The 25,721-nt window shown below is 63.3% G+C and carries 26 protein-coding genes; 13 read left to right on the plus strand and 13 right to left on the minus strand.

Going from position 1 to position 25,721, the window contains the following annotated elements; genetic code table 11:
* Positions 1-50 precede the first annotated feature (50 nt).
* Positions 51-779, plus strand: coding sequence for a methyl-accepting chemotaxis protein (locus NPS46_RS25340; protein ID WP_425312734.1), 729 nt, complete (start codon positions 51-53; stop codon positions 777-779).
* Positions 780-820: 41 nt separating this feature from the next.
* Here the strand turns inward: NPS46_RS25340 and NPS46_RS11445 are convergent, their stop codons facing one another.
* Positions 821-1,606, minus strand: a complete 786-nt coding sequence (locus NPS46_RS11445) for an AraC family transcriptional regulator (RefSeq protein ID WP_274107181.1) — start codon at positions 1,604-1,606, stop codon at positions 821-823.
* An 83-nt stretch (positions 1,607-1,689) separates the two neighbouring features.
* Between NPS46_RS11445 and NPS46_RS11450 the strand changes: the two genes are divergently transcribed.
* Complete coding sequence (locus tag NPS46_RS11450; protein ID WP_274107182.1) at positions 1,690-2,715, plus strand: bile acid:sodium symporter family protein; 1,026 nt, start codon at positions 1,690-1,692, stop codon at positions 2,713-2,715.
* Here the strand turns inward: NPS46_RS11450 and NPS46_RS11455 are convergent.
* The gene (locus NPS46_RS11455) at positions 2,702-3,979 is read right to left on the minus strand and encodes an acetyl-CoA C-acetyltransferase (protein WP_274107183.1); all 1,278 of its coding nucleotides are present in this window, start codon (positions 3,977-3,979) and stop codon (positions 2,702-2,704) included. The two genes, NPS46_RS11450 and NPS46_RS11455, sit on opposite strands and share 14 nt — an antisense overlap.
* A 120-nt stretch (positions 3,980-4,099) precedes the next feature.
* Here NPS46_RS11455 and NPS46_RS11460 point away from each other — a divergent pair, with 120 nt between their 5' ends.
* The 7 genes from NPS46_RS11460 to NPS46_RS11490 all read left to right on the plus strand — a co-directional run bounded on the left by NPS46_RS11460 (position 4,100) and on the right by NPS46_RS11490 (position 10,881).
* A complete protein-coding gene (locus NPS46_RS11460) occupies positions 4,100-5,452 on the plus strand; it encodes a 3-oxoacyl-ACP reductase (protein ID WP_274107184.1) in 1,353 nt (450 codons plus the stop codon).
* Positions 5,453-5,454: 2 nt separating this feature from the next.
* Positions 5,455-6,309 carry a MaoC family dehydratase gene (locus NPS46_RS11465; protein ID WP_274107185.1) on the plus strand — a complete coding sequence of 285 codons (855 nt, stop codon included), beginning with the start codon at positions 5,455-5,457 and terminating at the stop codon, positions 6,307-6,309.
* A 65-nt stretch (positions 6,310-6,374) separates the two neighbouring features.
* The gene (locus NPS46_RS11470) at positions 6,375-6,680 is read left to right on the plus strand and encodes a MazG-like family protein (protein WP_274107186.1); all 306 of its coding nucleotides are present in this window, start codon (positions 6,375-6,377) and stop codon (positions 6,678-6,680) included.
* On the plus strand, positions 6,677-7,426 hold the full coding sequence (locus NPS46_RS11475) for a methyltransferase domain-containing protein (RefSeq protein ID WP_274107188.1): 750 nt from the start codon (positions 6,677-6,679) through the stop codon (positions 7,424-7,426). The genes NPS46_RS11470 and NPS46_RS11475 overlap by 4 nt, the downstream gene beginning before the upstream one ends.
* Before the next feature lie 24 nt (positions 7,427-7,450).
* Positions 7,451-8,074, plus strand: a complete 624-nt coding sequence (locus NPS46_RS11480; protein ID WP_274107189.1) for a DUF4136 domain-containing protein — start codon at positions 7,451-7,453, stop codon at positions 8,072-8,074.
* Between the two features lie 27 nt (positions 8,075-8,101).
* The gene (locus NPS46_RS11485; RefSeq protein WP_274107190.1) at positions 8,102-8,653 is read left to right on the plus strand and encodes a DUF4136 domain-containing protein; all 552 of its coding nucleotides are present in this window, start codon (positions 8,102-8,104) and stop codon (positions 8,651-8,653) included.
* A gap of 269 nt (positions 8,654-8,922) precedes the next feature.
* On the plus strand, positions 8,923-10,881 hold the full coding sequence (locus NPS46_RS11490) for a pilus assembly protein TadG-related protein (RefSeq protein ID WP_274107191.1): 1,959 nt from the start codon (positions 8,923-8,925) through the stop codon (positions 10,879-10,881).
* Here the strand turns inward: NPS46_RS11490 and NPS46_RS11495 are convergent.
* Positions 10,878-13,607 carry a PAS domain-containing sensor histidine kinase gene (locus NPS46_RS11495; RefSeq protein WP_274107193.1) on the minus strand — a complete coding sequence of 910 codons (2,730 nt, stop codon included), beginning with the start codon at positions 13,605-13,607 and terminating at the stop codon, positions 10,878-10,880. The genes NPS46_RS11490 and NPS46_RS11495 overlap by 4 nt on opposite strands.
* A complete protein-coding gene (locus tag NPS46_RS11500; protein WP_274107194.1) occupies positions 13,604-14,047 on the minus strand; it encodes a TadE/TadG family type IV pilus assembly protein in 444 nt (147 codons plus the stop codon). The genes NPS46_RS11495 and NPS46_RS11500 overlap by 4 nt, the downstream gene beginning before the upstream one ends.
* Before the next feature lie 75 nt (positions 14,048-14,122).
* Here NPS46_RS11500 and NPS46_RS11505 point away from each other — a divergent pair, with 75 nt between their 5' ends.
* Together NPS46_RS11505 and NPS46_RS11510 are read left to right on the plus strand one after the other, a co-directional pair.
* Positions 14,123-14,593, plus strand: a complete 471-nt coding sequence (locus tag NPS46_RS11505; protein ID WP_274107195.1) for a prepilin peptidase — start codon at positions 14,123-14,125, stop codon at positions 14,591-14,593.
* Positions 14,594-14,718: 125 nt separating this feature from the next.
* Positions 14,719-15,507 (plus strand): response regulator transcription factor, encoded by a 789-nt coding sequence (locus tag NPS46_RS11510; RefSeq protein ID WP_274107196.1) that lies wholly within the window; start codon positions 14,719-14,721, stop codon positions 15,505-15,507.
* A 13-nt stretch (positions 15,508-15,520) separates the two neighbouring features.
* Here NPS46_RS11510 and NPS46_RS11515 read toward each other — a convergent pair whose 3' ends face one another.
* The 8 genes from NPS46_RS11515 to cpaB are packed head-to-tail and all read right to left on the minus strand — an operon-like array spanning position 15,521 to position 22,950.
* Positions 15,521-15,793 carry a DUF3613 domain-containing protein gene (locus tag NPS46_RS11515; protein WP_274107197.1) on the minus strand — a complete coding sequence of 91 codons (273 nt, stop codon included), beginning with the start codon at positions 15,791-15,793 and terminating at the stop codon, positions 15,521-15,523.
* 18 nt (positions 15,794-15,811) lie between these two features.
* Positions 15,812-16,534 carry a tetratricopeptide repeat protein gene (locus tag NPS46_RS11520; protein WP_274107198.1) on the minus strand — a complete coding sequence of 241 codons (723 nt, stop codon included), beginning with the start codon at positions 16,532-16,534 and terminating at the stop codon, positions 15,812-15,814.
* 13 nt (positions 16,535-16,547) lie between these two features.
* On the minus strand, positions 16,548-17,435 hold the full coding sequence (locus NPS46_RS11525) for a type II secretion system F family protein (protein ID WP_274107200.1): 888 nt from the start codon (positions 17,433-17,435) through the stop codon (positions 16,548-16,550).
* Position 17,436: 1 nt separating this feature from the next.
* Entirely contained in the window at positions 17,437-18,282 is an 846-nt protein-coding gene (locus tag NPS46_RS11530; RefSeq protein WP_274108053.1) for a type II secretion system F family protein, read from the minus strand.
* A 32-nt stretch (positions 18,283-18,314) separates the two neighbouring features.
* Positions 18,315-19,589 carry a CpaF family protein gene (locus NPS46_RS11535; RefSeq protein ID WP_274107202.1) on the minus strand — a complete coding sequence of 425 codons (1,275 nt, stop codon included), beginning with the start codon at positions 19,587-19,589 and terminating at the stop codon, positions 18,315-18,317.
* On the minus strand, positions 19,586-20,773 hold the full coding sequence (locus tag NPS46_RS11540) for an AAA family ATPase (RefSeq protein WP_274107204.1): 1,188 nt from the start codon (positions 20,771-20,773) through the stop codon (positions 19,586-19,588). Before NPS46_RS11540 ends, NPS46_RS11535 begins: the two co-directional genes overlap by 4 nt.
* Positions 20,770-21,981: a type II and III secretion system protein family protein gene (locus NPS46_RS11545; protein WP_274108055.1), complete on the minus strand. Its 1,212-nt coding sequence runs from the start codon at positions 21,979-21,981 to the stop codon at positions 20,770-20,772. Before NPS46_RS11545 ends, NPS46_RS11540 begins: the two co-directional genes overlap by 4 nt.
* Before the next feature lie 33 nt (positions 21,982-22,014).
* Positions 22,015-22,950: a Flp pilus assembly protein CpaB gene (gene cpaB / locus NPS46_RS11550; protein WP_274107206.1), complete on the minus strand. Its 936-nt coding sequence runs from the start codon at positions 22,948-22,950 to the stop codon at positions 22,015-22,017.
* A gap of 266 nt (positions 22,951-23,216) precedes the next feature.
* Here cpaB and NPS46_RS11555 point away from each other — a divergent pair, with 266 nt between their 5' ends.
* On the plus strand, positions 23,217-23,462 hold the full coding sequence (locus NPS46_RS11555) for a Flp family type IVb pilin (protein ID WP_274107208.1): 246 nt from the start codon (positions 23,217-23,219) through the stop codon (positions 23,460-23,462).
* Between the two features lie 61 nt (positions 23,463-23,523).
* A complete protein-coding gene (locus NPS46_RS11560) occupies positions 23,524-23,940 on the plus strand; it encodes a response regulator (protein WP_274107210.1) in 417 nt (138 codons plus the stop codon).
* A 68-nt stretch (positions 23,941-24,008) separates the two neighbouring features.
* Here the strand turns inward: NPS46_RS11560 and NPS46_RS11565 are convergent, their stop codons facing one another.
* Complete coding sequence (locus NPS46_RS11565) at positions 24,009-25,679, minus strand: ShlB/FhaC/HecB family hemolysin secretion/activation protein (protein ID WP_274107212.1); 1,671 nt, start codon at positions 25,677-25,679, stop codon at positions 24,009-24,011.
* Between the last annotated feature and the right edge of the window lie 42 nt (positions 25,680-25,721).

Raw genomic sequence — 25,721 nt, forward strand, 5'->3', positions numbered from 1 at the left:
TGTCCCACGACATGGCCGAGGCCGCCGGGCGCCAACGCGAAGCCGTGGACATGGTGTCCACCGCGTTCCACGAAATGGTCGCCACCGCCAACGAAGTCGCCCGCTCATGCAGTCAGGCCGCCGAATCGGCCGACAGCGGCCAGCGCCAGGCCCGCGAAGGCCAGCAGCAGATCGACGCGGCGGTCAACAGCGTCGACCAACTGAGCCAGGAGCTGGAGCAGTCGGCGCAGTCCATGCAGCAACTGGAGCGCGACAGCAACGATATCCAGTCAATCCTCGGCACCATTCGTTCTATCGCCGAGCAGACCAACCTGCTGGCCCTGAACGCGGCCATCGAAGCGGCCCGCGCCGGTGAGCAGGGCCGAGGCTTTGCGGTGGTGGCCGATGAGGTTCGCGCCCTGGCCAAGCGCACCGCCGACTCCACGGCGGAAATCGACGGCCTGCTCGGCAACCTGGCCCGCCGCACCAGCGAAGTGACCCAGCAGATGCACGCCAGCCTGGAAGTGTCCCAGCAGTCGGTCAGCCGCATCGGCATGGCGCGCACCAGCTTCGGGCAGATCCGCGAGTCGGTGGACGTGATCCGCGATATGAACACCCAGATCGCCACGGCCGCCGAAGAGCAGCATCAGGTCGCCGAAGACATTAACCGCCATATCAGCCAGATCCATGGCGATGCGCAGTTGGTGGCCGACCTGGCCAACTCGGCGCGCCTCGACTCGCAAAGCCTGGCCGGGCTGTCCAACGAGCTGGATGCACTGGTCAAGCGCTTCCGTACCTGAGCATAGCCGGGGGCGGGATCCGTCCCGCCCTCCGGCCTTCGCTAGAGCAACTCGCCCGGGGTAAAACCGAACAGCCCCTTGAACGCCGCGATAAACGCCGACGTCGAGTCATAACCGCTGCCCAGCGCAGCCTGGGTGACACTGCCGCCGTCCTCCAACAGGCTGAGGGACGACAGCAGGCGCATCCGCTGGCGCCAGCCACGGAAGCTCAAGCCAGTCTCGCGCTGGAACAAGCGCATCAGGGTTTTCTCCGACATTCCCAAGTCCTGCGCCCAGTCGCTCAAACCACGGCTTTGCTCCGGCTGTTCGATCAACGCATTGCACAACCCCAGCAAACGCGGGTGACGGGGCAATGGCAGGGAAAAACCGACTTCCGGCAAGCGCGCCAGTTGATCGAGCAGGACCTGGACCAGCCGCGCTTCTTCGCTGTCGCCCTGGGGATAATCGGCGGGCAGCCGGCAGAAGGCCTTGATCAACTCCCGCGCCAACGGCGTGACCTCCAGGACCCGACACCGCGCCGGCGCCCAGTTGCAGTCCGCGCTGCGCACATACAGGCTGCGCATTTCCGCCCGCATGGAAGTCACCACCTCATGCTCCAGCCCGGCCGGAATCCACACGCCCCACTGCGGCGGCGCAAAGAAACTGCCTTCGGCGGTGTGCACGCCCAGCACACCACTGATCGCATAGGAAAACTGCACCCAGTCATGCTGATGGCGCGGGGTCCAGGAGCCCGCATTCAGGCTTTCGGCCCGGGCATAGAGGGGGCGCGGCAAGCTGTCCAGGCTGGGGATCAACCGCTGGGGACCACGCTGTCCGTTAGTCGGCATTGATTGGCCTTATGTCGCAAGACGGCAGATAGCGTGGACGTTAGGCTAAGTCATCAATTCTTACAATATCTGCGGTAAGCCCTATGCCTGTGCTCAAACATCTCAAACGCGTGGTCACCGACTGGTTTCTCTGCGGCATGCTGCTGGCGACTTTGCTGGCCTACCTGTTTCCCGGCTTTGGCAGCACCGGCGGCGGAATGCATGCCGAATGGGTAATCAATATCGGGGTGTTCCTGGTGTTCTTCCTCCATGGGATCAACCTGTCCAGCGAACAGATCGTCCACGGCCTGAAAAACTGGCGGCTGCACCTGATGGTGCAGGGCTTCACCTTTGTGGTGTTCCCGCTGATCTGGCTGCTGGGTAACCAGGTGCTGGGCTCGCACGTGCCGGCGCTGTTGATGCTCGGCTTCCTCTATCTGTGCGCACTGCCTTCGACCATCTCTTCCTCGGTGGCCCTGACGGGCACCGCTGGGGGCAATGTGCCGGCGGCGATCCTCAATGCCAGTCTGTCGAGCGTACTGGGGATTTTCCTCACGCCCTTGCTGGTCAGCCTGGTGGTCGGCACCGGTGCGGGCGGCATTGACCTGGGTTCGACCCTGCTCGACCTGTGCGCCATGCTGCTGTTACCGCTGGTAATGGGGCAGTTGCTGCGCCCCTGGTTCGGGAAGTTTTTCGGGCGCCACAAGCGCTACACCAATATCGTCGACAAGCTGGTGATCCTGCTGCTGGTCTACGCTGCGTTCTGCAACTCGATGGTCTCGGGCATGTGGCAACAGCAAGGTACGAGCGTGATCCTCAGCGCCTTTATCGGCAGCGCGATCCTGCTGGCGATCATCCTCTGGCTGACCACCCGCACAGCCCGCGCGCTGAAATTCGGCAACGCCGACGAGATTGCCGCAGTGTTCTGCGCCAGCAAGAAGTCCCTGGCGGCCGGCGCCCCCATGGCCGCCCTGATCTTCGGCAGCAACCCCGGGCTGGGGCTGATTCTGCTGCCGATCATGATCTACCACCCGTTGCAGTTGATCGTCTGCTCGGTCATGGCCGAGCACTACGCCAACCGCAGCCGTCAGGCGACCACGCCGGCCAATGCGGCACTCAGCGCTCGATAATCGCCGTCACGCCCTGACCACCGGCGGCGCAGATCGAGATCAGGCCTCGGCCCTGCCCCGCCACATGGAGCAGCTTCGCCAGGTTGGCGACGATCCGCCCACCGGTGGCCGCAAAGGGATGGCCGGCGGCCAATGAGCTGCCTTTGACATTGAGCCGGCTGCGGTCGATCGACCCCAGCGCCCCGTCCAGGCCCAGGCGCGTGCGGCAGTACTCGGGGTCTTCCCAGGCCTTGAGCGTGCACAACACCTGGGCGGCAAAGGCTTCGTGAATCTCGTAATAGTCGAAGTCCTGCAGGCTCAGGCCATTGCGCGCCAGGAGCCGTGGTACGGCATAGGCCGGCGCCATCAGCAGGCCTTCCGCGCCGTTGACAAAATCCACCGCCGCCGCCTCGCCATCGCGCAGGTACGCCAGCACGGGCAAACCGCGCGCCTTGGCCCATTCCTCGCTGCCCATCAGCACCAGGGAGGCGCCATCGGTCAACGGCGTCGAGTTGCCGGCGGTCAGGGTGCCCTTGTCGCTGCGCTCGAATACCGGTTTCAAGGCGGCCAGTTTTTCCAGGGTCAGGTCCGGGCGCAGGTTGTTGTCGCGGCTCAGGCCGAGGAACGGGGTGAGCAGATCGTCATGCCAGCCCTCGGCATAGGCCGCCGCCAGTTTCTGGTGGCTGGCCAGGGCCAGTTCGTCCTGTTCGGTGCGGGGGATGTTCCAGGTCTGGGCCATTAATTCACAGTGCTGGCCCATGGACAGGCCCGTGCGCGGCTCGCCATTGCGTGGCAGCTCAGGCTTCAAAAAGCCGGGGCGTAGCTGCAAAAGCAGCTTGAGTTTGTCGGGCAGGGTCTTGCTGCGGTTGACCTGTAACAACAGTTGGCGCAGATGCTCATTGACCCCAATCGGCGCGTCAGACGTGGTATCGACGCCACCGGCAATGCCACATTCGATCTGCCCGAGGGCGATCTTGTTGGCCACCAGCAACGCCGCTTCCAGGCCGGTGCCGCAGGCCTGCTGGATATCGTAGGCCGGGGTCTGGGCCGACAACCGCGAGCCGAGCACGCACTCGCGGGTCAGGTTGAAATCCCGGGAGTGCTTGAGCACCGCCCCGGCGACCACCTCACCCAGACGCAGGCCATGCAGCTGGTAGCGCTCGATCAGGCCCTCCAGGGCCGCAGTCAGCATCGCCTGGTTGCTGGCCGTGGCATAGGGCCCGTTGGAGCGGGCGAAGGGAATGCGGTTACCACCGATAATCGCGACGCGACGCAACACACTCATGAAAAGCTCCCTATATTTGACTGGCATGGCCCCACAAGCGTAGGCCTTATCCCGCGCAGCGAACGACTGTCGCTTCCTCGTGGTCAACCCCTTTGAACCCTGGTAGCCGGAGTGTGTTCCATGTCTGACCGTTATATCGACTTTGCCAACTCAGGCCTGGGCCAGCGTCTGGTCGGCGCCCTCGGCCTGCCGGCACCCAGCCGCCTGGAGCGCTGGCAAGCCGGCCGGCTGCGGCCCGTCGACGGCGCCCTGCTGCTGGGCGGTGGCGTCCTGGCCGAACAGGTCGCCAGCTTTGCGCTGCGCCTGACCGACAGTGTCTATGGCTACGGCTCCGAGCCCCTGGCAGCGACCGCCTGGCTCCCCGGCCACGGGCCCAGGCTCAAGGCCGTGGTGTTCGATGCCGGCGAGTTGCGGAGCACCGAAGCCCTCAAGCAACTGCGCGAATTTTTCCAGCCGCTGCTCAAGCACCTCGACCACTGCGCCCATCTGGTGATCCTTGGCCGCGCCCCGGAGTCACTTGACGAGCCGTTCGCCGCCAGCACCCAGCGCGCCCTGGAAGGCTTCAGTCGCTCGCTGGCCAAGGAGCTGCGCAACGGTGCCACCCTGCAATTGCTCTATGTCGGCACTGGCGCCGAAGCCCAGCTGGAAGGCGCGCTGCGGTTTTTCCTTTCCCCCAAAAGTGCCTTCGTCAGCGGCCAGGTCCTGCGCCTGCAAGCCTGCGACACCCAGGTAGCGGACTGGACCCGCCCCCTGGCCGGGCGCAAGGCCCTGGTGACCGGGGCCGCACGCGGCATTGGCGCGGCCATTGCCGAGACCCTGGCCCGCGACGGCGCCCAGGTCTTGCTGCTCGACGTGCCCCAGGCCAGCGCCGAGCTCGATGCCCTGGCGGCCCGCCTGGGCGGGCGCAGCATCGCCCTGGATATCTGCGCCGATGAAGCGCCAGCGCAGTTGCTCGAATGCCTGCCGGACGGCGTCGATATCGTCGTGCACAACGCCGGCATCACCCGCGACAAGACCCTCGCCAACATGACCCCGGACTTCTGGGACGCCGTGCTCGCGGTCAATCTCAAGGCGCCGCAGGTGTTGACCCAGGCCCTGCTCGACAGTGGCACCCTGCACGACCACGGTCGGGTGATCCTGCTGGCCTCCATCAGCGGGATCGCCGGCAACCGCGGGCAGACCAACTATGCCGCCAGCAAGGCCGGGCTGATCGGCCTGGCCCAGGCCTGGGCACCCTTGCTGCATGGCCGAGGGATCAGTATCAATGCCGTGGCACCGGGTTTTATCGAAACCCGGATGACCGCCGCCGTACCCTTTGCCTTGCGCGAGGCGGGGCGGCGCATGAGTTCCCTGGGCCAGGGCGGCCTGCCCCAGGATGTCGCCGAGGCCGTGGCCTGGCTGGCCCAGCCGGGTTCGGGCGCAGTCAGCGGCCAGGCCTTGCGCGTGTGCGGGCAAAGCCTGCTGGGAGCCTGACCATGAACATGCAGTGGCAAGAACTGGACAGTCCACCCCCACTGCCCGGCCTGTATCGGCGGGCCGCGCTGCGCCGCCACATCAGCGGCACAGACCTGCCCCACAGCGGCCTGCGCTGCTGGGTCGATATCGAGCCCGGGCGGCTGGCTGCCTACCGCGCCGTTTGCGGTTTCAGCGACAGCCCGCTGCTGCCGCCCACTTACCCACACATCCTGGCCTTCCCCCTGCAAATGCAACTGCTCACGGCGTCGGCGTTCCCCTTCCCGCTGCTGGGCCTGATCCATCTGAGTAACAGCATCAGCGTCCTGCGCCCTCTGGGTGGCCTGGGCCGCCTGCACGTCGGCGTCTCGGTGGAAAACCTGCAACCCCATGCCAAAGGCGCGACATTCGACCTGATCACCCAGGCCGACGATCAACTTGGCCCGCTCTGGCAGGCACGCAGCCGCCTGCTCTGCCGTGGCGTGGCGCTCCCCGGCACGCCGCTTGAGCCGAGCGCGGCCAGCGCGGCGGCCTTGAGCGAGCTGACCCACTGGCCGGCGCCGGCCGGTATCGGTCGACGCTATGCCCGGGTGTCCGGCGACTACAATCCGATCCACCTGAGCGGCATCAGCGCCCAGCTGTTCGGTTTCCCCCAGGCGATAGCCCACGGGCTATGGAACAAAGCCCGAACCCTGGCCGCCCTGGCCGAGCATCTGCCGGCGGCCAATCTCGAGATCGCCGTGGACTTTCACAAACCGGTGCGCCTGCCCAGCGAAGTCATCCTCCACAGCAGCGCCCCCGGCTCCAGCGGCGAGCTGCGCCTGGCAGGCAGCGGCGGCCTGGAACACATGCACGGCCAATGGCGGTCGGTGGGCTGAACGCACGCGGGTGTCTTGCGTCGCCCGCCAATCCCCCTGAAGCTACGCACCTTCAGGAGACCCCCATGAACCTCGACGAATTGACCCAACGCCTGCATCGCATCCGCGACCAGAATGCCTGGCGCCCCTTCCACAGCCCGAAAAACCTGGCGATGGCCGCCAGCGTGGAAATGGCCGAACTGGTGGAAATATTCCAGTGGCTGACCGAAGACCAGTCGCGCCAACTGCCAGCGGACAAGCTGGCCCACGCCGGCCAGGAAGTCGGCGATATCGTGCTCTACCTGTTGCTGCTGTGCAGCGAATTGGGGCTGGATATGGAGCAGGTGGTGCGCAGCAAACTGGCCGACAGCGAACGGCGTTTCCAACCATGAGCGACCGTCATTTCGATCAATTGGCCACGCGCTTCGCCGAAAAAATCTACGGTGGGGCCAAAGGCGCGATCCGCCTCGCGGTGCTCCAGGCCGACCTGGCCGAGAGCCTGCCCGAGCGGCCCTTGCGCGTGCTCGATATCGGCGCGGGGCTGGGACACATGTCCCTGTGGCTGGCCGAACGTGGCCACCAGGTGACACTCGCCGAACCCGCCGAACCCATGCTCGAAGGCGCCCGCCAGCGCTTTGCCGACGCCGGCCAGAGCGCGACCTTTATCCAGGCGCCCTGGCAGGAACTGCTGGGCCAGCTCACCGAACCTTATGACCTGGTGCTCTGCCATGCCGTGCTCGAATGGCTGGCCGAGCCCCACGCGATCCTGCCGGTGCTGCACCAGTTGACGGGCAAGGACGGCTGGCTGTCACTGGCGTTCTACAACCGCGATGCGCTCATCTACCGCAATTTGCTCAAGGGGCACTTTCGCAAGATGCGCAAGAACGACATGGCCGGCGAAAAACAGAGCCTGACGCCGCAACAACCGCTTGATCCGCGCGAATTGGCAGCGCAACTTGAAGGCCTCTGGCGAGTCGAAAGTCAGAGTGGCGTCAGGGTGTTCCACGACTACATGCCGGTGGAGTTCCAGGCCCGTGCCGAACTGCTCGACCTGCTGGAAATGGAGCTGGCCCATCGTCGTCACCCAAGCTTTGCGGGACTGGGGCGTTACCTGCACTGGATCTGCCGCCCGGTCTAAGCAACGCCGTACTCGGAGGATCGAATGAAGCGTCGTTTTGCGTTCATCGCACTGGGCCTGCTACTGGGCCTGGGCGGGTGTCAGGGCAGCAACCCCTACACGGCCGAATCCAGGCCCATGCCCCCGGCACCGCCGGAAGCGGCCCGCACGCTCGACCTCAGCGCCTATCCGGCGCCGGTCCGCGACTATGGCCGCTACCGCAGCTGGGCCTGGCTCGACAACCGGCTGCCGGCCGGCAGCGCCTGGGCCGACTCCGCCCAGGTGGCCGATGCCGTGGGCAATGCCCTGGACCAACGCGGCCTGCGCCCGGCCCTGCCCAATCGGCCGGCCGATTTGCGCGTCAGTGCCGACCTGCACCTGGAAAAACGCCTGCGCCAGGAGCGCGACGACTATCCTTATACCGGAGCCTATGGCGGTTACGGCGGCGGCCCATGGGGCAATCGCTATGGCGCCTACGCCAGTGTCCCGCTGGTACGCACCTACGAGGTTGAAGTGGTGGTGGTACGCATCCATCTATTCGATGGGCAAAGCGGCCAGGCGGTCTGGAGCGCCACTGCCGAGACCAGCAGCAAGGGCAGCCTGTCCGAACGCGCCGATGCCCTGCGCAAGGCGCTGGAGCGCGCGTTATCGGCCTATCCGCCCAACTAGATTCAAGTGTTTCAAAGGAGTACATCTATGTTCCGTTCGCTCGCTGTACTGGCCATGGCCCTGTTGCTCGCAGCTTGCCAGACCACCCAGGTGAACCATGACTTCGACGCCAGCCGCGATTTTGCCAGCTACCGCAGTTGGAGCTGGAAAGACCCGGCACTGCGCTACAGCCCCGACGACCCACGGATCAAGAGCGACCTGACCGAACAGCGCATCCGCCAGGCCGTCGCCGACCAGTTGGACCAGCGCGGCCTGCGCCCCGCAACGGGCAAGGCGGATCTGCAGGTCCAGGCGTATCTGATTGTCGAAGACCGCCAGCAGCAGGTCAGCACCAACTACGGCGGCGCCTGGGGTGGTCCGTGGAATGGCTACTGGGGCGGGCCGATGTACAACGAAACCCGCAGCATCGACTACAAGGTCGCGACCATCCAGATCGACCTGCATGACGGCAAGGACGGCAAGCTGGTCTGGCGCGGCAGTGCCGAACAGGTCCTCAACAATGCCCCTGGCCCGAACGAACGCAGCGCGGCAATCCGCGCCACGGTGGCCAAGGTCCTGGCCAATTATCCACCGCGTTGAGCGTCTCTCGGGCGGCAACAGCGCGTAGCCGTTGCCGCCCGGCGACATCCGAGTACGCTGCGCGGGCAAAGCCGCCTCGCGCAGTGAGGCATCGCGCAAACACCGAGCTACGACAGCAACGGTTTTAGCCACGCCTTGCAGCGTAGCGCCCGCCACTCCGTCAGTCGGCTGCCCCGCCCCTGGCTCTGCCGCCGCTTCCAGCCTTGTCTACACTGCTCTGCAACCATGGAGAGAATGCGCTCGGCAATGCGCCGGCAAAGGAGTGCTCGATGTCTCCCCCGCTCCACTCAAGGCTCCCTTCAAGACAGCCGAACCTGCCCTCCCGGCAACGCGGCGCCATCGGCCTGATCGCGGCCGTCACCCTGGGCTTTTCGTTGCTGTTTCTGCTGCTGGTGGTCGACAGCGGCCGGCTCTACATGGAGAAGCGCAAGCTGCAACGCATCGCCGATACCGCCGCGCTGGAGGCCGTCAGCCGCAAGGGCACCTGCGTCGCACCGGCATTGACAGCCACCGCCTATGCCACCCAGAGCGCCACCCGCAACGGCTTTACCGTCACCAGCAACAGCCCACTGACCGTCGCCTGCGGCAGCCTGGTGACCGGCAGCGACAACCTGCGCACCCTGGCCGTCGACCCGAGTAAATCGAGCGCGGTCAGGGTCATCGTCAGCCGCCCGGTGGTCACCAGCGTAGCGGCAGGCGTGGCCGCATTGTTCGCGGGCGGCACTCCCAGCCTCAATACCCGCCTGACCGCCACCGCCGTGGCCGCCGCCCCGGCGCCCTTGCTTGCCCAGTTGAGTATTCGCAGTACGGTGGCCGACGTCAGTTTGCTCAATCCCCTTTTCACCGCCTTCCTGGGCAGTTCAGTTAATTTGAGCGTCGCCAACTGGAACAGCCTGCTGGCCACCAATGTCAGCCTGCTGAATTTTCTGGATCAGTTGGCAATCAAGTTGCAGGTCCAGGCCGGTAACTACACGCAATTGCTCACCACCAATGCAACCATCGGCGATCTGATCACTACAGTGGCCACGGTGGCCCAAGCCAATGGCCCCAGCGTCGATCTAACGAACGCACTGACCGGCCTCAAGCTCGCAGCGATCAATCCTGCCGCTCTGAACCTGGGAGACATCCTGAAGCTACAGACCGGTACGCAATCTGCCGGGCTTGATACCCAGGTGAACCTCTTCCAGTTGATCGAGGGCTTTGTGCAGCTCTCCAACAACAAAAGCTCCGTCGCCGCCAGTTTGCCGATCACGGTCCCGATTGCGGGGCTAACCCTGACAACGCAAGTAAAGGTCACCGAGCCACCGCAACTCTCGATGATCGGCAACCCGCTACTGGCCCAGCAGGCTCCCCAGGGGCCCAATCAAATCTATGTGAGAACCGCACAGGTAAGAACACTGATTTCACTGAATCTGGGTATAGTCGGTACTCTCCTGACTTCGCTCAACACCTTGCTCTCACCCATTATTGGCCTGCTCAATACCGCATTGAGCCTGGACGTTGGTTGCGTACTGGGAGGGCAGTGCGTTAAAACCGACCTACTACTATTTCCCAATGGCACAAACCTCGATATCAGCCTGGAGGCTGGCCGGGGGAGCAGTTATGTAACCGGCTACACTTGCGTCAGCGACACCAATAAGAGTCTCTCGATCAGCGCGACCACCTCGGTGGCCAATCTCATGATTGGTCGTGTTACCTCAGCGAACTGGCTCTCCTCCACTTCTCCCCTTACCGTGGCGCCCCTGCCTTTGATAGATATCGGATCTCGAGTCTGCAATGGTCTATTTGGCAGTTGCGGTGCACGCACGTCCTACACTGGGGGCGGAACCGACTTGATGATCAATAGCTCCGTACTGGCAACAACCGCAACCAATACCTTTATCAACCCACCCAATATCGGGCAGCAGTACACCCCGGCCTACCCCCCATTCGTACTGACTGCCAGCGGCGCACTGGCCAGCATGAAAGGCACAGTGAGCGGTATTTCGCTCATCCAGCACGCACCGACGCTCAACCCCGGAATTCTGGGCGTTTTGCTCAATACGCTGACAGGTCTGCTTTCACAAGCGGTCACCTTGCTTTCAAGCACTCTCAGCGGAATATTGAGCCCACTGCTGGATACGCTAATCGACAACCTTCTTGTCGCCCTGGGTATCGAGGTGGGGAAAATCCAGGTCGACGCCAACCTCAGTTGCGGCCAGCCCGGTCTCGCCTATCTGGTGATCTAACCCACCACCAACGGCAATTCTATGCAGAAGCGCGCGCCATCGGGGCCATTCTCTACGCTCAGGTGCCCACCCATGTTATCGATGATCCCGTAGCTGACGGACAGCCCCAATCCGGTACCGACGCCCACCGGCTTGGTGGTGAAGAACGGCTCGAAGATCCGCTCCAGGAGCCGCGGATCGATGCCCCCTCCGTTATCCTCGACCCAAAAACGCACCCATTGCCGATCATGTTCGGTGCGCAAGGCGATCCAGGGCTGGAAATCGCGGTTGGCCTCACGCTTGCTCAGCAGCGCATCGCGGGCATTGACCAGCAGATTGATCAACACCTGTTCAAGCTGATCGACAAAACCGCGCACCTGCAACCCGGCCGTGATTTCGCCCAGGCGAATCTCCACGCCCTTGCCCCTCAGCCCCTCGGCCAGCAGCGACAACGTACCTTCTACCGCCTGCCCCGGATCGAAAGGTTGCTGCTCGATTTCCGAACGGCGGCCGAACACACGCATATGGTCCACCACCTTCGCGGCACGCTGGACCTGGGCGTCGATCCGGCTGAGCTTGTCCTGCAGGTAGTCGGTTTCCAGTGCACCGTTTTCGAGGCGCTTGAGCACATTGACAATCGCCATACGCATCACATTGAGCGGCTGGTTGATTTCATGGGCCAAGCCCGTCGCCATCTCGCCCAGGGTGGCCATTTTCGCGCTCTGAGTCAGTTGCTGCTGGGACCGGCGGACCTCGGTGTTGTCCCGACCCACCGCCTGGATCTCCACCAACCGCCCCTGTTCATCGAACACCCCTCGGTCCGACCAGACCCACCAGGCATGCTCGCGCCCGGGCAGTTGCAAGCTGATCTCAGCACTGCTGACCGGCTGTTCCGGCGTCAGTTGAGCCAGGCGCTCCAGAAACGCCGCACGCTGCTCGGTGGAGAGCCAGCTCCCCAGGTCGACCCCGGGCAGTTGCTGCGCCGAGCACTCCAGGTAGCTGGCCAGCGGCTGGTTGCCAAAGGTCAGAATCAGGTCGGGACGGTAGCGACAGATCATTGCCGGTGAGTCTTCGACCAGGATCCGATAACGCTCCTCGCTCTGCCTGACCTGCTCGGCGGCCAGCGTCGCCTCGGTGATATCCAGCCAGAGACCGACGGCCTCCACTGGCAAGCCCAGGTCATCGCGCAACAGCTTGGCCTCGTCGAGCAACCAGTGATAAGTGCCCTGCCTGTCACGCAAGCGATAGCGGCTGCGCACCGTGCCTTCACGGAGCAATTGCCGACAGCGCTCGAAGTACCGCGCGCGGTCTTCGGGGTGAATCCACTCGATCAGCGTCGTTACCGTGCAGTCGGCCAAGCTCCAGCCAAACAGCGGTAGCAGGCTGGCGCTGAAGAACGCAGGCTGCAGGGCGCCTTCGACGTAGCGCTGGACATAGATCACCGCCGGCGAACTCGCGATCAGGTTATCCAGCCGCGCATGGGCAGCGGCGGCTTGCTGCTCCTGGTTCTTGATATCGCTGATATCCAGCATAAACCCCACCACGCGCCGGCCAGCGCCGTGCCCCAAGGCCTGGCCCTGGATCCGGCACCAGAGCAAGGGCAGCGTTGGGTCGGTCCGCTGGATTCGCACGCACAGCAGCAGGGTCTTGCCCTGCTCGACCAGCGCCTGCAAATGACTGTCCAGTTCTTCGCGATCGGCCGGATGCACCCGCTCCCGCCAATCGGCCAGCGGAACGCGCCCCACCTCCAGCCCCAACAACAGGCTCAAGGGCAGTGCGAGCAACAACTGCGCACTGTCGGGCAACAACTCCCACCAACCGGTGCCCAACAGATCCTGCAAGGACTCCAGACGCTCAAGCTGTTGGCGATGGCGCTGCTCGCGCTGACGATTGAGCACGGGCCCGGCCAGGGCGGCCGCCAATTGCAGCCAGTCGCGCGGACGCAACGCCGCCGCGCGCTGCTGCACGGGATAGAAACCACAAAGCAGCCAGGCCGCCACTCCCTGCTCGTCGCTATAGGGCACCAGATAGCTTTCGGCATTGGCGAAGGCATCCTGCAGCCGCGGATAGTTCCCCATACCGTAGCCCTGGGCCAGATGGACCGGCTGGCTGCCATCGAGGCTGTCCAGGCCGGCCGGCAACTGCTGGCCGACCTGCCACAGACGCGGCGCCGAATGCCCCGTGAACTGGCTGCGAATGACCCAGTGCCGCCCCGACTCATCGAGCATCGCCAGCGCAATACACGGCACGTGCCATTGCTGCGCAATAGCCTGCAACTGCTCTTCGAGCACCGCCTCCAGCCGCGCCAGACCGCACAGGCGCAACTGCTCCTCGATCTGCACCGCCAGGCGCTGCGATTGCTCGCGCGCCTCGGTCTCGTGGTGTCCGCGCAGCAAGTCACCGATATCCAGCAATTGCAGCAACCAGCCGCCTGGACGCGGCTCGATCCAGCCCCGCCCCTGCAACACCTTGCCGGCCGGGCCGAGAAAGTCCAGGTCCAGGCTCTGTCCCTGCCAGTCGTTCGGGCTGCCCTCAAGGCTCAGAGCGCTGTGCGGCAATACATAATCGGCCAAGGGGCGCGGGCTGACGCTGTCGGCCTGGGGCAACAAGGCATGACGCAGCGGGCCGACGAGTTGCAGGACCCGCCCTTGCTCGTCCAGATGCACCTGCAAAGCCGGGCTCAGGGCCGGCGTGCGGTCCTGGACGCGCCCGAGCAAGCGGCCGAAAAGCTTGTCGCCCGCACTCAAAACTGCAGGCTCGCTTGCGCGCTCAAGGTTGCGGGCAGATTGGGCACGGTGCCAATGCCCGGCAGGCTCAACAGGGGGATAATTTGTGCCAGCTTGGTCTTGGGATAGTCGATGCGAACCGTCAGCAACTTGCCGGACGTGTAGGTCGCACTGGCATCGGTATTCACATTGAAGTTCACCGACGACGGCAGCGCGCCCAATTGCTGGGTCAGGACCGCCTTGGCCCGGGTAACGATCACGGTGTTGTAATTAGCCGTATTCGGGTCCAGTGCCACGCTCTGGCGAACCGCTTCGGCGGTGGCCGCGTTGAATGATTGCATCAGCAACAGCGGCAGGCTGTAGCTGACCAGCCCATAGAACACCGCGAAAAAGATGATAAACACCAAGGCAAACTCGATTGCCGCGGCACCTTTCTGTTTACGGGGGAGGTGTGTTTGCATGTCCGCGTCTACCCTGACGTCTGCGCATACAGATCAGCATAGAATCATTCATCAAAAAGGGACTTTTTTTACCTGATGCATAGCCTTGTTCTGCTTGCCTGGCTCCTTGCTTGCGCCTTGCAGGATCTGCGAGAGCGCCAGGTCGCCAACCTGCTGACGCTCGGCGCCTGCACCCTGGCCCTGGGATATCTGCTCTGGAGCGGACACACCTGGCTGGGAGCCCCTGCCGTCGAGGGCGGCTGGGCCTTTGCCCTATCCCTGGCCTTCACCCTGCCCGGCTACGCGCTGGGACGGCTCGGTGCCGGTGACGTCAAGCTGCTCGCTGCGCTGGGGCTCGCCACCAGCATCGACTACCTGCTGGGCACGTTTATCGGGGCTGGCCTGTCCAGCCTGCTGTGGTTTCTGCTTGCGCCAAAACTATGGCCCTATATAGCTCAACGACTTAAAGCACATCTGCACCAGATCGCCCCGAACACGTCAAAAAAACACCCTTTCGTACCTTTCCTTTTCGTAGGTTTTTTCGCAACTTGGCTGTGCTTCCACTAGTCGAAAACGTCAGCCGTGTTTATGTACAGAGTGGGATTGTGCGTCTACTTTTAAGCTGAGTTCTGCAGGCGTGCCTGCGAACAATGGAACGGACAGCAGTCAGCCCGCCCTGCATGGAGTTGCATGTGAACAAACCAACCCCTCCCTTAAAAGTCTTGGTAGTCGATGACCAGCCCATGATTGTCGAAGAACTCTGCGAGTTTCTCGAAAGCAACGGTTTCCTCTGCATCGCCTGCCATTCCAGCCGCAAGGCCATCGAGCACTTTAATCAGGACCCGGAAATCGGCCTGGTGCTCAGCGATCTGCATATGCCCGATATGGATGGAATCGAGTTGATCCAGGAGCTCCAGCGCCTGGCTGGCAAGCAGCGGGCCTTCGAATCCATCATGCTGACCGGCCAGGCCGACAAGCAGGATGTGATCAAGGCCCTGCGTGCGGGGATCGCCGACTACTACCAAAAGCCGGTCGACCTCGAAGACCTGCTCAAGGGCCTGCAACGCCAGGAGGTCCTGTTGCGCGAGCGCCAGAGAACCGAGCAGCTCGGCCACCTGAACCAGAAGCTGCAGTTTCTCGCCGAGTCCATCGACGACCTCTACCACGACCTCAATATGGTCCGACGCCCGCCGCTGCAGGGTTCCACACTGAATACCGGCGACGAAGCGGGCGAAGCCGACGCGCTGGAAATTCCGGCGATTTTCAATCAGCTGTCACCGCGCCAACTGGACGTGGCACGCCTGGTCGGCAAGGGCCAGACCAATTACCAGATCGCCTGTGAACTGGGCATCACCGAAAACACCGTGAAACTCTACGTGTCCCAGGTCTTGCGCCTGACCCATATGCATAACCGCACCCAACTGGCGCTTGCCCTGGCACCGAACAACTCGGGACTGCGCCATCGCGTCACGGCGCATTGAGCGCCGTGACGACTCAGTTGCTCGAACTCTGCAACTTGCCACCTTCATCCTGTTTGTAGTACTCCGGAATTTCATGCTGGAAGCTGTTCAGCCACCGCTGCATGGCCTGCTCGCGCTCGGCCTGGGTCGCGGGCTGGCGGATCGGCGAGGCGACCTGCGCGCGGTTCTGCAGTTGCAGCCAAAGCTCAGTCTGCGCCTGCTGCGGCGACGACGGCCCCTCGTCGAGCGCCGCAGCGGCCAGGGGCAAAGCCAGTAGTAGCAGAGCGCTCAAGAGTCGGCATTGCATGGTTCCATCCTCCAGGATCTAACGCACATCAGTCGGCGGTACAGCCACCACGGCCGCCACCCGTTCACTGGCCGCCGGCGCTCTCGGCGCCTGCTCCTTGAGCTGCTGCGCACGGGCCTGCGCCTGTGTGACCTGCTGCGGCCCGAGGCCGGCACGCGTGACCAGTTCGGCCGCCTGCTTCCAGTTGTCCTGGTAGATCAGCAGCGTGACCAGGTTTTGCGCGGCCAGGCTATTGCCCTGCTTAAGCTCCATGGCCGTGAGGAACTCAAACCGCGCGTCGTCCAAACGCAGTTGGTTGAGATAGACCACCCCCAGGTCATTGCGGATTTTTTCGTCGGTCGGCGTCAGTTGTGCGGCCCGCTGCAGGTAAGTCAGGGCCTGGCGATTGTCACCCCGCGCCGCCGCCAGTTGCCCGAGCCCATGCTCGCCTTCGGCAGCCAGGCAGCCACCCAGCAGGCTGCGGTACAGCGGCTCCGCCTCACTGCGCCCTAGCAGTCGATAGACCCGGGCCTTGCGCAGGCGCACATCGGCCAGGTGGTCCGGCAGGCTCTGCAGGTTGGCCAGGCTGGCGTGGAGCTTGCCTTCATTGGCCATATCGTCGGCCAGGTTCATGGCCAACTCCTGCTCCGAGCTCGGCTTGGCACAACTGGCCTGGCCAGTCAGGGCCTGCCAGGGCGCCTGGCCATTGGTGGCGCAACCACTGAGCAAGAACAGCCCCAGTACAGCAATCAGTCCCTTCATGCGCTCACGCCCCCTAGGCAGTGCTAAAAGCCTTGGCTATCGCCATAAACCCCGGTCCGGCCAACACGATCAGCAGTGCCGGAAACAAAAACAGCATCATCACCACCGACATCTTCGCCGACAGCTTGGAGATATATTCCTGCAGCCGAGTCAGCCGCCGATCGTCGAGCAGTTGCTTGAGTGATAGCAGCGATTTCATCGCCCCGCCGCCCTGCTGGATCAATTGCTGAAGAATCACACAGGTATCGTTGAATTCATCGACCGCCAGCAGATTCGCGGTCTTGGCCAGTTCTTCGCTCAGTTCCAGCCCCGAATCGACCCGCGCCAGCAGCAGGCGCAGCTCGGCCGACAGCTGTGGCAGCAAGAGCCGCGCCTCGTTGCTCAAGACCCGCAAGGCCTGCTCCACGGCCATGCCCGACTCGAACAGAATCCGCAGCAAAGGTATGAAGGTCGACACCTCCTGGGCAATCTGCTCCTGACGACGGCGAGCCGCCGACGCCAGCACGCGCTTGGGCAACAAGTAGCCCAGCCCGAGGGCACACAGCAGGGAAATCCAGCCCTGCTCGAAGGTCGGGAAAAACAGGTTCTGCACCACCAGGACAAGCACCAGCGCCAGCACCGGCATGCCGATCTGGCAGGCGGCGTAGAACGAGCGCTGGCTGGCCTTGCGCCAACCAATGCGATTCAGCAGGGTCTGGGTTTCCGTGTCCAGGCTGACCGAGCGCCGCCCAAACGAACTATCCCCCAAGACCCGCATCCAACTGCCCAGCTTGTTGTCACGGCCCACCTGCCCCAGCAGGCGTTGCGAGACTTGTCGGGTGCGCTGGCGCTCGTTGAGCACGCCGCCGATGACCACACCGGTCGCCGCCAGCAGCAACAGAGCGCACACCAACAGGGCCATCTCAAACGCTCCGCATCATGCGCCACAGCGCCAGACAGCCGAACGCCTGCAAGCTGAAGGCGCCCAGCAACAGTTTCTGCCCGCCGCTGTCCCCCCACATGTTCATCAGATAAGCCGGATTGGCCAATAGGAAATAGCCCGCCACGCTGACCGGCAACAACGCCAGCACGATGGCGGTGACCCGGGTTTCACCGGTCATGGCGCGCAACTGACGAGCCGCCTGTTCGCGTTCGCGAATCAGCTTGATCAGGTTCTCCAACAGCTCGCTGGCATTGCCGCCAAAGCGGTGGTTAACCTTGAGCCCCAAGGCAAACAGACGGAATTCATCCCGCTCGTAAAGCTCGGCGAAGTCATGCATGGCATCCGGCAAGGCCACCCCCAGTTGGACATTGCGTTCGACCCGACTCATGGCGCCTTTCAAGGGGTCACCGGCGGCGCTAATCCCACCGATCACCGCATCGGCCAGGGTGCGCCCGGCCTTGAGACTGCGCACCGTGTAATCCAACAAGGTGGGCAACTGCTCAACCATTCGCCGGACCCGACGCCGGTACCGCCAGGCAATAAACACACGCAGGCCCAGCGGTGGCAGCACAATCGCGGCCAGCAGGCCAAACCAGCTCCACATCAGCCACCCCAGTAACGCGATAAAGGCCCACCCCAGCAGCCACAGGTTCATCCGCTCATCCGGGCGCCCCAGGCCAGCTTGCAGAAAGCCTCGCTCTAGGGCAGTCCAGCGACTCTTTTCGACGATCAGTTGCGGCTGTCCCTGGGCCAGTCGGCTCAGTACCCGATCGGTTCCCGCCTTACGCATGCCCCGGGCAAACAGATAGGCCGCGGCCGCCAGCATCAGCAGGCAGATCGCTCCCAGCAGCAGGGCAATCACGACGACCTGGCCAGCGACTCGCGCCGCAGCTTGTCACCGGCCGGATTGATCGCATCACGCAGAAACCCGAAGCCGGTGCGCCGGTCGAGCAGGAACAGGGTGTTGGTCACATAGACATCGTCACGCACCCCCACCACTTCGACCACCTCACTGACACAGCGGCGACCATCGGGCATGCGTGTCAGCTGGATTACGATATCGAGCGCGGCACAGATCATTTGCCGCAGGGTCTTCTCGGCCACCTGATAGCCGGTCAGGCCCACCAGGGTCTCCAGGCGCAGCAATGCATCCTGGGCATTGTTGGCGTGCACCGTGCTCATCGAACCGTCGTGCCCGGTGTTCATCGCGGTCAGCACATCGAGCACTTCAACGCCGCGAATCTCGCCGAGGATAATGCGATCCGGGCGCATCCGCAGGGCGTTGCGGATCAGGTCGCTGGACTTCACCTCGCCATGGCCCTCGGCATTCGGCGGCCGGGTTTCCAGGCGCACGACATGGGGGTGACCCAGTTGCAGTTCGGCAACATCCTCGATGGTCACCAGCCGCTCACGCGGGCTGATCAACTGGCTGAGGATATTCAACAACGTGGTCTTGCCGGTGCCGGTACCGCCACTGATCAGAACATTGCACCGCTTGCCCACCGCCTCCTGGAAAAACTCGAAGATCGCCTGATCGATGGTCTGCATCGCCACCAGGTCACTGCTCTTGAGCATGTCCTTGCGAAACTTGCGAATCGACAGGCACGGCCCGTCCAGGGCAATCGGCGGGATAATGGCGTTAACCCGGCTACCGTCGGGCATGCGCGCGTCGACCATCGGCGAAGACTCGTCCAGGCGCCGCCCCAGGGGCGCCAGAATCCGTTGCATCACCCGTTCCACGTGGTGGGCATCGATAAAGCGCAGGTCGCTCTGGTGGAGGACGCCGTCACGTTCGAAAAATACCCGGTGCGGCCCGTTGACCAGAATCTCGGTGACCGCCGGATCGCGCAGCAGCACCTCCAGGGGGCCGAAACCGGTCAACTCATCAACGATCTCCTCGGCCAGGCGCTCCATTTCATACCGCGAGATCGCCAGGTGCAGGCGCGAGACATACTCGGCGACCTTGTCGATGACAAATTGCGCCAGCACCTGACGCGAGCCTTCCAGCAGGTTTTTTCCCGACTCCTCGATGGCATCGATCATGTAGCGATGCAGCACCAGCTTGAGCCCTTCGTGGTCGGTGTTACCGGTGTTCGGCCGCGACGTGGCACCGAACAGTTTCTCGCCGTTCATTTCTGCCCCCAGAGCCGTTTCAACAGGCCAGTGGGCTTGACCATGCCCTCGGAGCGCTTGGCCAGGCGTTCGCCCAAGGTACGCAGGCCCTGGGTGAGGGCTTCGCGTGGCGCCAGCTCAAAGAGCGTCTGGCCCTGGTTCTTGGCATTGAGACGCACCTCCGGGCTCAATGGCAGCACTGCCAGCACGTCCAGGCCGAAGGTCTTGCCCAGGGCTTCGGAGTCCGGTGCCACACCGCGCACATAGCGGTCGACCAGCAGCTTGGCGTGGTCAAGTTTCATGCCCTTTTCACGCCACTGATTGAGTACGGCGAGGTTGCGCCGACAGTCCAGCACACTCTGGTCGGTGTACCACAGGAGCTTGTCGCAATGGCTGACAAAGGTACGCAGGGCATCACTGTCCGACTGCCCGCTGAGGTTGACCACGATATGTTGGAAATGCTGGCGCAAGGCGCTGAGCAACATGTACAGCTCGGCGGCGCTGGTGCGCTTGAGTGGCTCATCGCCCGGTGCGTAGGCCAGGATCCGTAAACCTTCCGCGGTACTGGTAAAGGCGCTGTCGATCAGCGTGGTATCGAGGCGCCGCAGATGACGCAGGGCATCGCCGAACTGGAACGAACTTTCCAGGCCCAGCAAGGCCAGGCTGTCACCGCGCGGCAGGCCCAGGTCCAGCAACAGGGTCTGCTGCCCGCTTTTTTGCACCACCAGCGCCAGATGGCTGGCAAGCAAGGCGCCATCGGCGTTGCCCTGGGTACCGTAGAGCACGGTCAGCCCGCCCAGCAGCGTATTGGGCGCCACCGGCGGCAGGCGCTTGCTCAAGCGCCGGACCAGGCCGGCCACCTCACTGGAACGCGAGCCATAGGCAACGAAATCCCGTGCGCCCGCACGCATGGCGTTAAGCACCAACTGGTTGTCCATACCGTCGCCCAGCGCAACGATGGCCAGCATCGGCTTGGCTTCCAGCGCACCCTCGATCAGCGCGCTCTGGGCCACCACATGCTCGCGATCCAGGCCGACAAACACCAGGCTGGCGAAGGTCACATCGACCAGGGCGAGCAACTCGTCAAGGCTGCCCATGCCGGCACTGACCACCTGCCCCAGGGGCGCCAGCGCGCCCTGCAGCCACTCAAGGTCGGTGTCGTTGCGCGTGATGGCAAGAAAGGTTTGGCTCAGGCTCTGGCTCATTGCGATAACCCGCTACGGCGATCGAAATTGCCGTTTTCCAGGAAGAACAATCGGTACCAGTTCGGATCGTAGTTGCGCAGTTTCTCTCCCGGCAGCGACGGCAACTGTGCATTGGCCGACAGCGGCTGGACCAGGTGCGGGGTGACGATCATCAGGAGCTCGCGTTCTTCGCGACTGATCGACGAGTCGCGGAAAAACGCGCCGAGAATGGGAATATCGCCCAGCCCCGGAAACTTGTTCACCTGGGAGCTGTTGCGGGTGCTGATCAGGCCGCTGATCACAAAACTCTCACCATCGGCCAGGGAAATACTGGTATCGGTGCGGCGGATGGTCAGCCCCGGCACGATGGTGCCCGCGATGGTGACGGTATTGCTGTAATCGAGCTCGCTGACTTCCGGTGCGACTTTGAGAGAAATGCGATCACGCCCGATGATGGTCGGCGTCAGAGTCAGGCGGATGCCGAACTCCTTGTACTCGATGGCCACCGTATCGCTGCCGCTGCTAGGCACCGGAATCGGGATCTCGCCACCGGCCAGAAAGCTCGCGCTTTGACCACTGAGCGCCACCAGGCTGGGGCGCGCCAGGGTGTAGGCAAAACCGCTGCCTTCCAGGGCATTGATCATCGCCATGGTCTTGCCGCCGAACCAGGCAAAGTTGAAGACGCCGTTATCCACCGGCAGCTTGGGCGTCACCACGCCACCGACGCTCGGCAGGGTATTGGGTGCACCAAAGAGGAAATTACCGCGTGAACCGACCAGCGCCGTACTGGCCTCCTTGAGCTTGGTTCGGCTGACCTCGACAAAGCGGATATCGGTCTGCACCTGACTCGGCAATGTCGGGTCGTCGGAAGGCGATAGCGCCGTGCTGGTCAGCGCCGCGGTGGCACTGCCCTGGACAAACACCATGCTTTGGCGCGGCGCACTTGAGCAGGCGGTCCAAAGCATCAGGCTGGTCGCGCCAGCACCGACCCCCGTCAGCAAAAACGCGCCGTTATCGGACAACAACTGCACATCGGCAATTTTCGGATCGCCCACGGCGACCCGGGTGATCGCCACGGGCGAACGGATTTCCTGCTGGTTACCCTGGTCGACTTCAAGCACCGCCGGCATCTGCCCCAGCCCCGCGCAGTTGGCCGCAGCCGCCAGTGCGGACGGCGCCGTCGGCACCGCCAGGAACAAGGCCCACAACAGCGGTGTGAGTATCTGCATGGAATGACGACTCATGGGCAGTTTCCTTGCGGATCAGGGAGTTTGTTGGCTGACTTGATTGCCACGGATCACTTCGATGCCACGGCGACCCGAGCCACCCGAGCTGCCCCCGGCCGCGGGCAGCCTGGGCGGCCCGGCCAGTGCCAACTGGGTGAACTGGTAAAGACTGCGGTTGGCGTTTTCCAGGTTGGCACTGGCCGCCGTATCACCCGACCAGTAGTGCGCCAGGCGCTGCTCCTCGGCACTGCGCACCGCCAGGCGCAGGCTACCCACCTGAACCGCCAGCAGGAAACGGCTGAGCAAGGGCTCGGGCACCGCCAGCACCACGGTGCGGGCGGCGGCACGGCGCTGATCCTGCTGGAGCCGCTCTTCAGGGGTGGCGGCCGGCGCGGCCGGCTTGCCGTCATTGGCCAGGCCCAACTGATCGCCCACCGCAAGCACACGCATGGCGGGCAGCGCCACCTGGGACGACGGCTGGGGGTTGAGGGCGTTCTGGGGCAAAAACAGCAGGACATCGACATAGTCGCCGGGCATCAGTCGCCCACCCGCCCCCGTCACTTCATCGACCGCCAGGCTCAGGGCCCGCTCATCGCTGCGGATCATCCGCGCCAAAGGCCCACCGGCTGTCAGGATTTCATCGCTCAACCAACTGCCCGCCGTCAGCCCTCTCATGGGCATGCGCCCCACCACCTGGTCCAGGTTGGCCAGGCTTCCGGCCGGCGCTACATGGAGTTTTTCCACGGCCAGATCGTCGGCTGTCAGGGCAATAAAAGGAGGGACATCGCGCACCAGCACCACGACCGGCACCCGGGTTGGATCTTCGACGGCATTCGTCAGAGGTGCGCTGGGCGCAACGGCTGGAGGCGCTGTTTCGGTAGGCTGTCGACTGAGAACCAGCCCCCAATAGCCGGCAATGATCGCCCCGATCAACAACACAGCGGCAAGGCCCATGGTCAGGCGACTGTTCATTACGGCTCTCCCTTTCCTACTGCACAGCATCAAGCAAAAATCTTCGCCATCAGGCAGCGATGAACATGCAACTATTTGGCTATTTGAAGGTAGTCCAACTAGGACGAAACGCCATTACCGCATCGGAATTTTCTACTTTAGTAAGTATCGCAAATGAGCCCAGACGCTTTCACCGGCGGCAAAAGCATTAATACTTTCCAACTAGTCAGTTCTTACAGTTGCTAGCCCGTAGTTTGTTGACAATGCTGTATTTGCATGAGGAAAACATGTTGCGCTATGGCGGTATCAGCGTTGGCGTGGGCCACGCAAGGAGAACGACAATGTTCCGTGAAACGATGACCAAACTGTATGTAAAGACCTACCTTCTGCTCAAAGGCAAAGAAGCGGCGTCAGGTATTGAATACGCCATTGTCGCCACCATGGTCGCTGTCGTACTGGCCACGTTCGTCACGCCGATCAGCAGCCATATAAAATCCATTTTCACCTCCATTCAGACCTCCATCGGCACCTGAGCCAAACAGCAATTGAACGTGATTTGCCCCTGCGTCACTTACCCCGCGACAGGTATCGCCCATGAATCCCTCAGTACCGCCGCCGCGCCAGCAGCTGCTTCTTGTGGATGACGAAGAAGATGCCCTGCTGGAGCTGGCGGAGTTGCTGGAGGGCGAAGGGTTTTGCTGCTTTACCGCGACCTCGGTCAAGCTTGCCCTGCATCATCTGACCCGCCATCCGGATATCGCCCTGGTCATTACCGACCTGCGCATGCCCGAGGAAAGTGGCATCTCGCTGATCAAGCGCCTACGTGACCATACGGCCCGCGAGCACTTGCCAGTGATTGTCACGTCCGGCCATGCCGATATGGAGGATGTCAGCGATATGCTGCGCCTGCAGGTACTGGACCTGTTTCGCAAACCCATCTATCACGTGCGCTTGCTGGAAACCCTCGACAACCTGTTCCCGCCACCGCGCCTGCAACTGGCCCGCCACTGATTCCCTGAGGTACATGACCTGTAGACGCGAGGCTGCTCGCGCCTACAGTAGGGTGTGTCTGGCAGGCACTACAGCTGATAGCTGAAGCTCAGGGTAAATCGCGGGCTGCGGTTGAAGCTGTCCAACGCTTTGTCAGACATCGGCTTGGCCATTTCCAGCGCGATGTTGTAGTAGCGCGCATCGCCAAAGCGCAGGCCCAGGGCCGCCGACGACATGTCTGCGCCTTGCAGGTTGAACTCGTTGTACCAGGTCCGCGCTCTGTCCAGCACCACGTAGGGTTGGAGCATCTTCACCCACTCACCGTCGCGACTGAAGGTGTAGTTGAGCTCATAGGCCAGGCCCCAACCCTTGTCGCCCATGGCCTGGTCCGTCGGATAGCCGCGGCCGAAGTTCTGCCCACCAAAGGTCGCGCCTTCACTTTCCGGCAGGTTGTCGTTACTCCAGTACAGCGCCGCCGAGATGACCCCCTGCCACTTCTCGAAGAAACGATCACTCTGCACGCCGGACAAGCGCAACCGGAAGAAATCCAGGTCATAGAGTGTGTTGGTGGCCTTGGCTCCCATGGCATCGAGGCCCTGGTAGATCCCGGCGCTGAGAATACGCAACTGGCTGGCATCGGATTTGCGCCAGTCCGTCTCGATGGCCAGCGCGCGAATATCGGTTTCCAGGGTCAGCGCAAAAGGAAACCCCACGCCCTGGTAACGGGTCTTGTCGTTGACCCCATAGAGCCGCGAACCCAGGCTCCACCACTGGTCCTGGGAGGCGATCAAAGGGTAGCTCAGACCAATCGAAAAGCGGTCGTTCTCGCGCCGAGCCCTCAGTTCCTGGCCATTGCCGGCCTGGATCCGGGTCGAGGGCTCGGCACGATAGCGTGCACCGTACAGGCCCAGTTGCAGGCCTTCGCTACCCAGGTACTGGCCATAGTCGAGGCGATAGTAATGTTCCTTGTCGTCCCCCGGCGGAAACAGTCCGCTCAGGCTCAGTTGCTCAGCCATGGCGGTCTGCGAGTTGCTGCTGACACCCAGCAGCGCCTGCACACCGTCACGGCTGCCATCGGTCAGGCTCATGCTGCTGGTGAAGGGCTTGCGACTGGCCACAGCGATCAGGCTGGAGGCACCGTCGGTGGTGCCGGGCGGCGGCACCTGGGCTTGCAGGGTCACACCTGGGACGCGGCTCATCAGGCTGGTGTAGCGATCGAAGGTCTTGCGCGTCAGCGGCCGCTCGGCCTTGAGCTTGGCCACCAGTTCGTCCAGATAGGCCGACACCGGGCCAATATCGCCCTGCAATTGATAGTCGCGGATATAGCCCTCGACCAGGACCACCCGGACCAGCCCGCCTTCAAAGTGTTGCTGCGGCAGGAAGGCGTAGGACAGCAGGTAACCGTCCTCCTGATAACGCCGGGTAATACTGCGAGTCGCCTCGATCAGTTCGCCGAGCGTGGTGGGATGGCCCATCAACGGCTGATACAGCGCCCCGAGTTCCTCCAGCGGGTAACGTGTGCCGCCTTCGATCTGCACTTGGCTGATCGTCACCCGGGTGCCCATCATCATCGGCTGGGCGCTGCTGGCCGAAGGCTGCGGCAGGTTCAGCTCTGGCGTCTTCGGGCGATAGGCATCGGCAGGCAGGTTGGGGGTAGGCAGATTGCGAATCGTGTCGTTGCTGTTGAGGAAATTGGGCAGGGTGTCAGCATTGACGCAGGAGCACACCAGCATAAACAGCGAAGGAACAATAACGCGCATAGGACACTCCATGGCCAGACCGCGGCGGTCATGCAAGCGTGG

The organism is Pseudomonas putida (genome assembly GCF_028682395.1).
Taxonomy (GTDB): Bacteria; Pseudomonadota; Gammaproteobacteria; order Pseudomonadales; family Pseudomonadaceae; genus Aquipseudomonas; species Aquipseudomonas putida_AB.

What these genes read in the sequence shown, in the direction of transcription:
- NPS46_RS25340 (WP_425312734.1), top strand. Translation starts at nt 51, where the DNA reads ATGGTGTCCACCGCGTTCCACGAAATGGTCGCCACCGCCAACGAAGTC.
- NPS46_RS11445 (WP_274107181.1), bottom strand. Translation starts at nt 1,606, where the DNA reads ATGCCGACTAACGGACAGCGTGGTCCCCAGCGGTTGATCCCCAGCCTG.
- NPS46_RS11450 (WP_274107182.1), top strand. Translation starts at nt 1,690, where the DNA reads ATGCCTGTGCTCAAACATCTCAAACGCGTGGTCACCGACTGGTTTCTC.
- NPS46_RS11455 (WP_274107183.1), bottom strand. Translation starts at nt 3,979, where the DNA reads ATGAGTGTGTTGCGTCGCGTCGCGATTATCGGTGGTAACCGCATTCCC.
- NPS46_RS11460 (WP_274107184.1), top strand. Translation starts at nt 4,100, where the DNA reads ATGTCTGACCGTTATATCGACTTTGCCAACTCAGGCCTGGGCCAGCGT.
- NPS46_RS11465 (WP_274107185.1), top strand. Translation starts at nt 5,455, where the DNA reads ATGAACATGCAGTGGCAAGAACTGGACAGTCCACCCCCACTGCCCGGC.
- NPS46_RS11470 (WP_274107186.1), top strand. Translation starts at nt 6,375, where the DNA reads ATGAACCTCGACGAATTGACCCAACGCCTGCATCGCATCCGCGACCAG.
- NPS46_RS11475 (WP_274107188.1), top strand. Translation starts at nt 6,677, where the DNA reads ATGAGCGACCGTCATTTCGATCAATTGGCCACGCGCTTCGCCGAAAAA.
- NPS46_RS11480 (WP_274107189.1), top strand. Translation starts at nt 7,451, where the DNA reads ATGAAGCGTCGTTTTGCGTTCATCGCACTGGGCCTGCTACTGGGCCTG.
- NPS46_RS11485 (WP_274107190.1), top strand. Translation starts at nt 8,102, where the DNA reads ATGTTCCGTTCGCTCGCTGTACTGGCCATGGCCCTGTTGCTCGCAGCT.
- NPS46_RS11490 (WP_274107191.1), top strand. Translation starts at nt 8,923, where the DNA reads ATGTCTCCCCCGCTCCACTCAAGGCTCCCTTCAAGACAGCCGAACCTG.
- NPS46_RS11500 (WP_274107194.1), bottom strand. Translation starts at nt 14,047, where the DNA reads ATGCAAACACACCTCCCCCGTAAACAGAAAGGTGCCGCGGCAATCGAG.
- NPS46_RS11505 (WP_274107195.1), top strand. Translation starts at nt 14,123, where the DNA reads ATGCATAGCCTTGTTCTGCTTGCCTGGCTCCTTGCTTGCGCCTTGCAG.
- NPS46_RS11515 (WP_274107197.1), bottom strand. Translation starts at nt 15,793, where the DNA reads ATGCAATGCCGACTCTTGAGCGCTCTGCTACTACTGGCTTTGCCCCTG.
- NPS46_RS11520 (WP_274107198.1), bottom strand. Translation starts at nt 16,534, where the DNA reads ATGAAGGGACTGATTGCTGTACTGGGGCTGTTCTTGCTCAGTGGTTGC.
- NPS46_RS11525 (WP_274107200.1), bottom strand. Translation starts at nt 17,435, where the DNA reads ATGGCCCTGTTGGTGTGCGCTCTGTTGCTGCTGGCGGCGACCGGTGTG.
- NPS46_RS11530 (WP_274108053.1), bottom strand. Translation starts at nt 18,282, where the DNA reads ATGCTGGCGGCCGCGGCCTATCTGTTTGCCCGGGGCATGCGTAAGGCG.
- NPS46_RS11535 (WP_274107202.1), bottom strand. Translation starts at nt 19,589, where the DNA reads ATGAACGGCGAGAAACTGTTCGGTGCCACGTCGCGGCCGAACACCGGT.
- NPS46_RS11540 (WP_274107204.1), bottom strand. Translation starts at nt 20,773, where the DNA reads ATGAGCCAGAGCCTGAGCCAAACCTTTCTTGCCATCACGCGCAACGAC.
- NPS46_RS11545 (WP_274108055.1), bottom strand. Translation starts at nt 21,981, where the DNA reads ATGCAGATACTCACACCGCTGTTGTGGGCCTTGTTCCTGGCGGTGCCG.
- cpaB (WP_274107206.1), bottom strand. Translation starts at nt 22,950, where the DNA reads ATGAACAGTCGCCTGACCATGGGCCTTGCCGCTGTGTTGTTGATCGGG.
- NPS46_RS11555 (WP_274107208.1), top strand. Translation starts at nt 23,217, where the DNA reads ATGTTGCGCTATGGCGGTATCAGCGTTGGCGTGGGCCACGCAAGGAGA.
- NPS46_RS11560 (WP_274107210.1), top strand. Translation starts at nt 23,524, where the DNA reads ATGAATCCCTCAGTACCGCCGCCGCGCCAGCAGCTGCTTCTTGTGGAT.
- NPS46_RS11565 (WP_274107212.1), bottom strand. Translation starts at nt 25,679, where the DNA reads ATGCGCGTTATTGTTCCTTCGCTGTTTATGCTGGTGTGCTCCTGCGTC.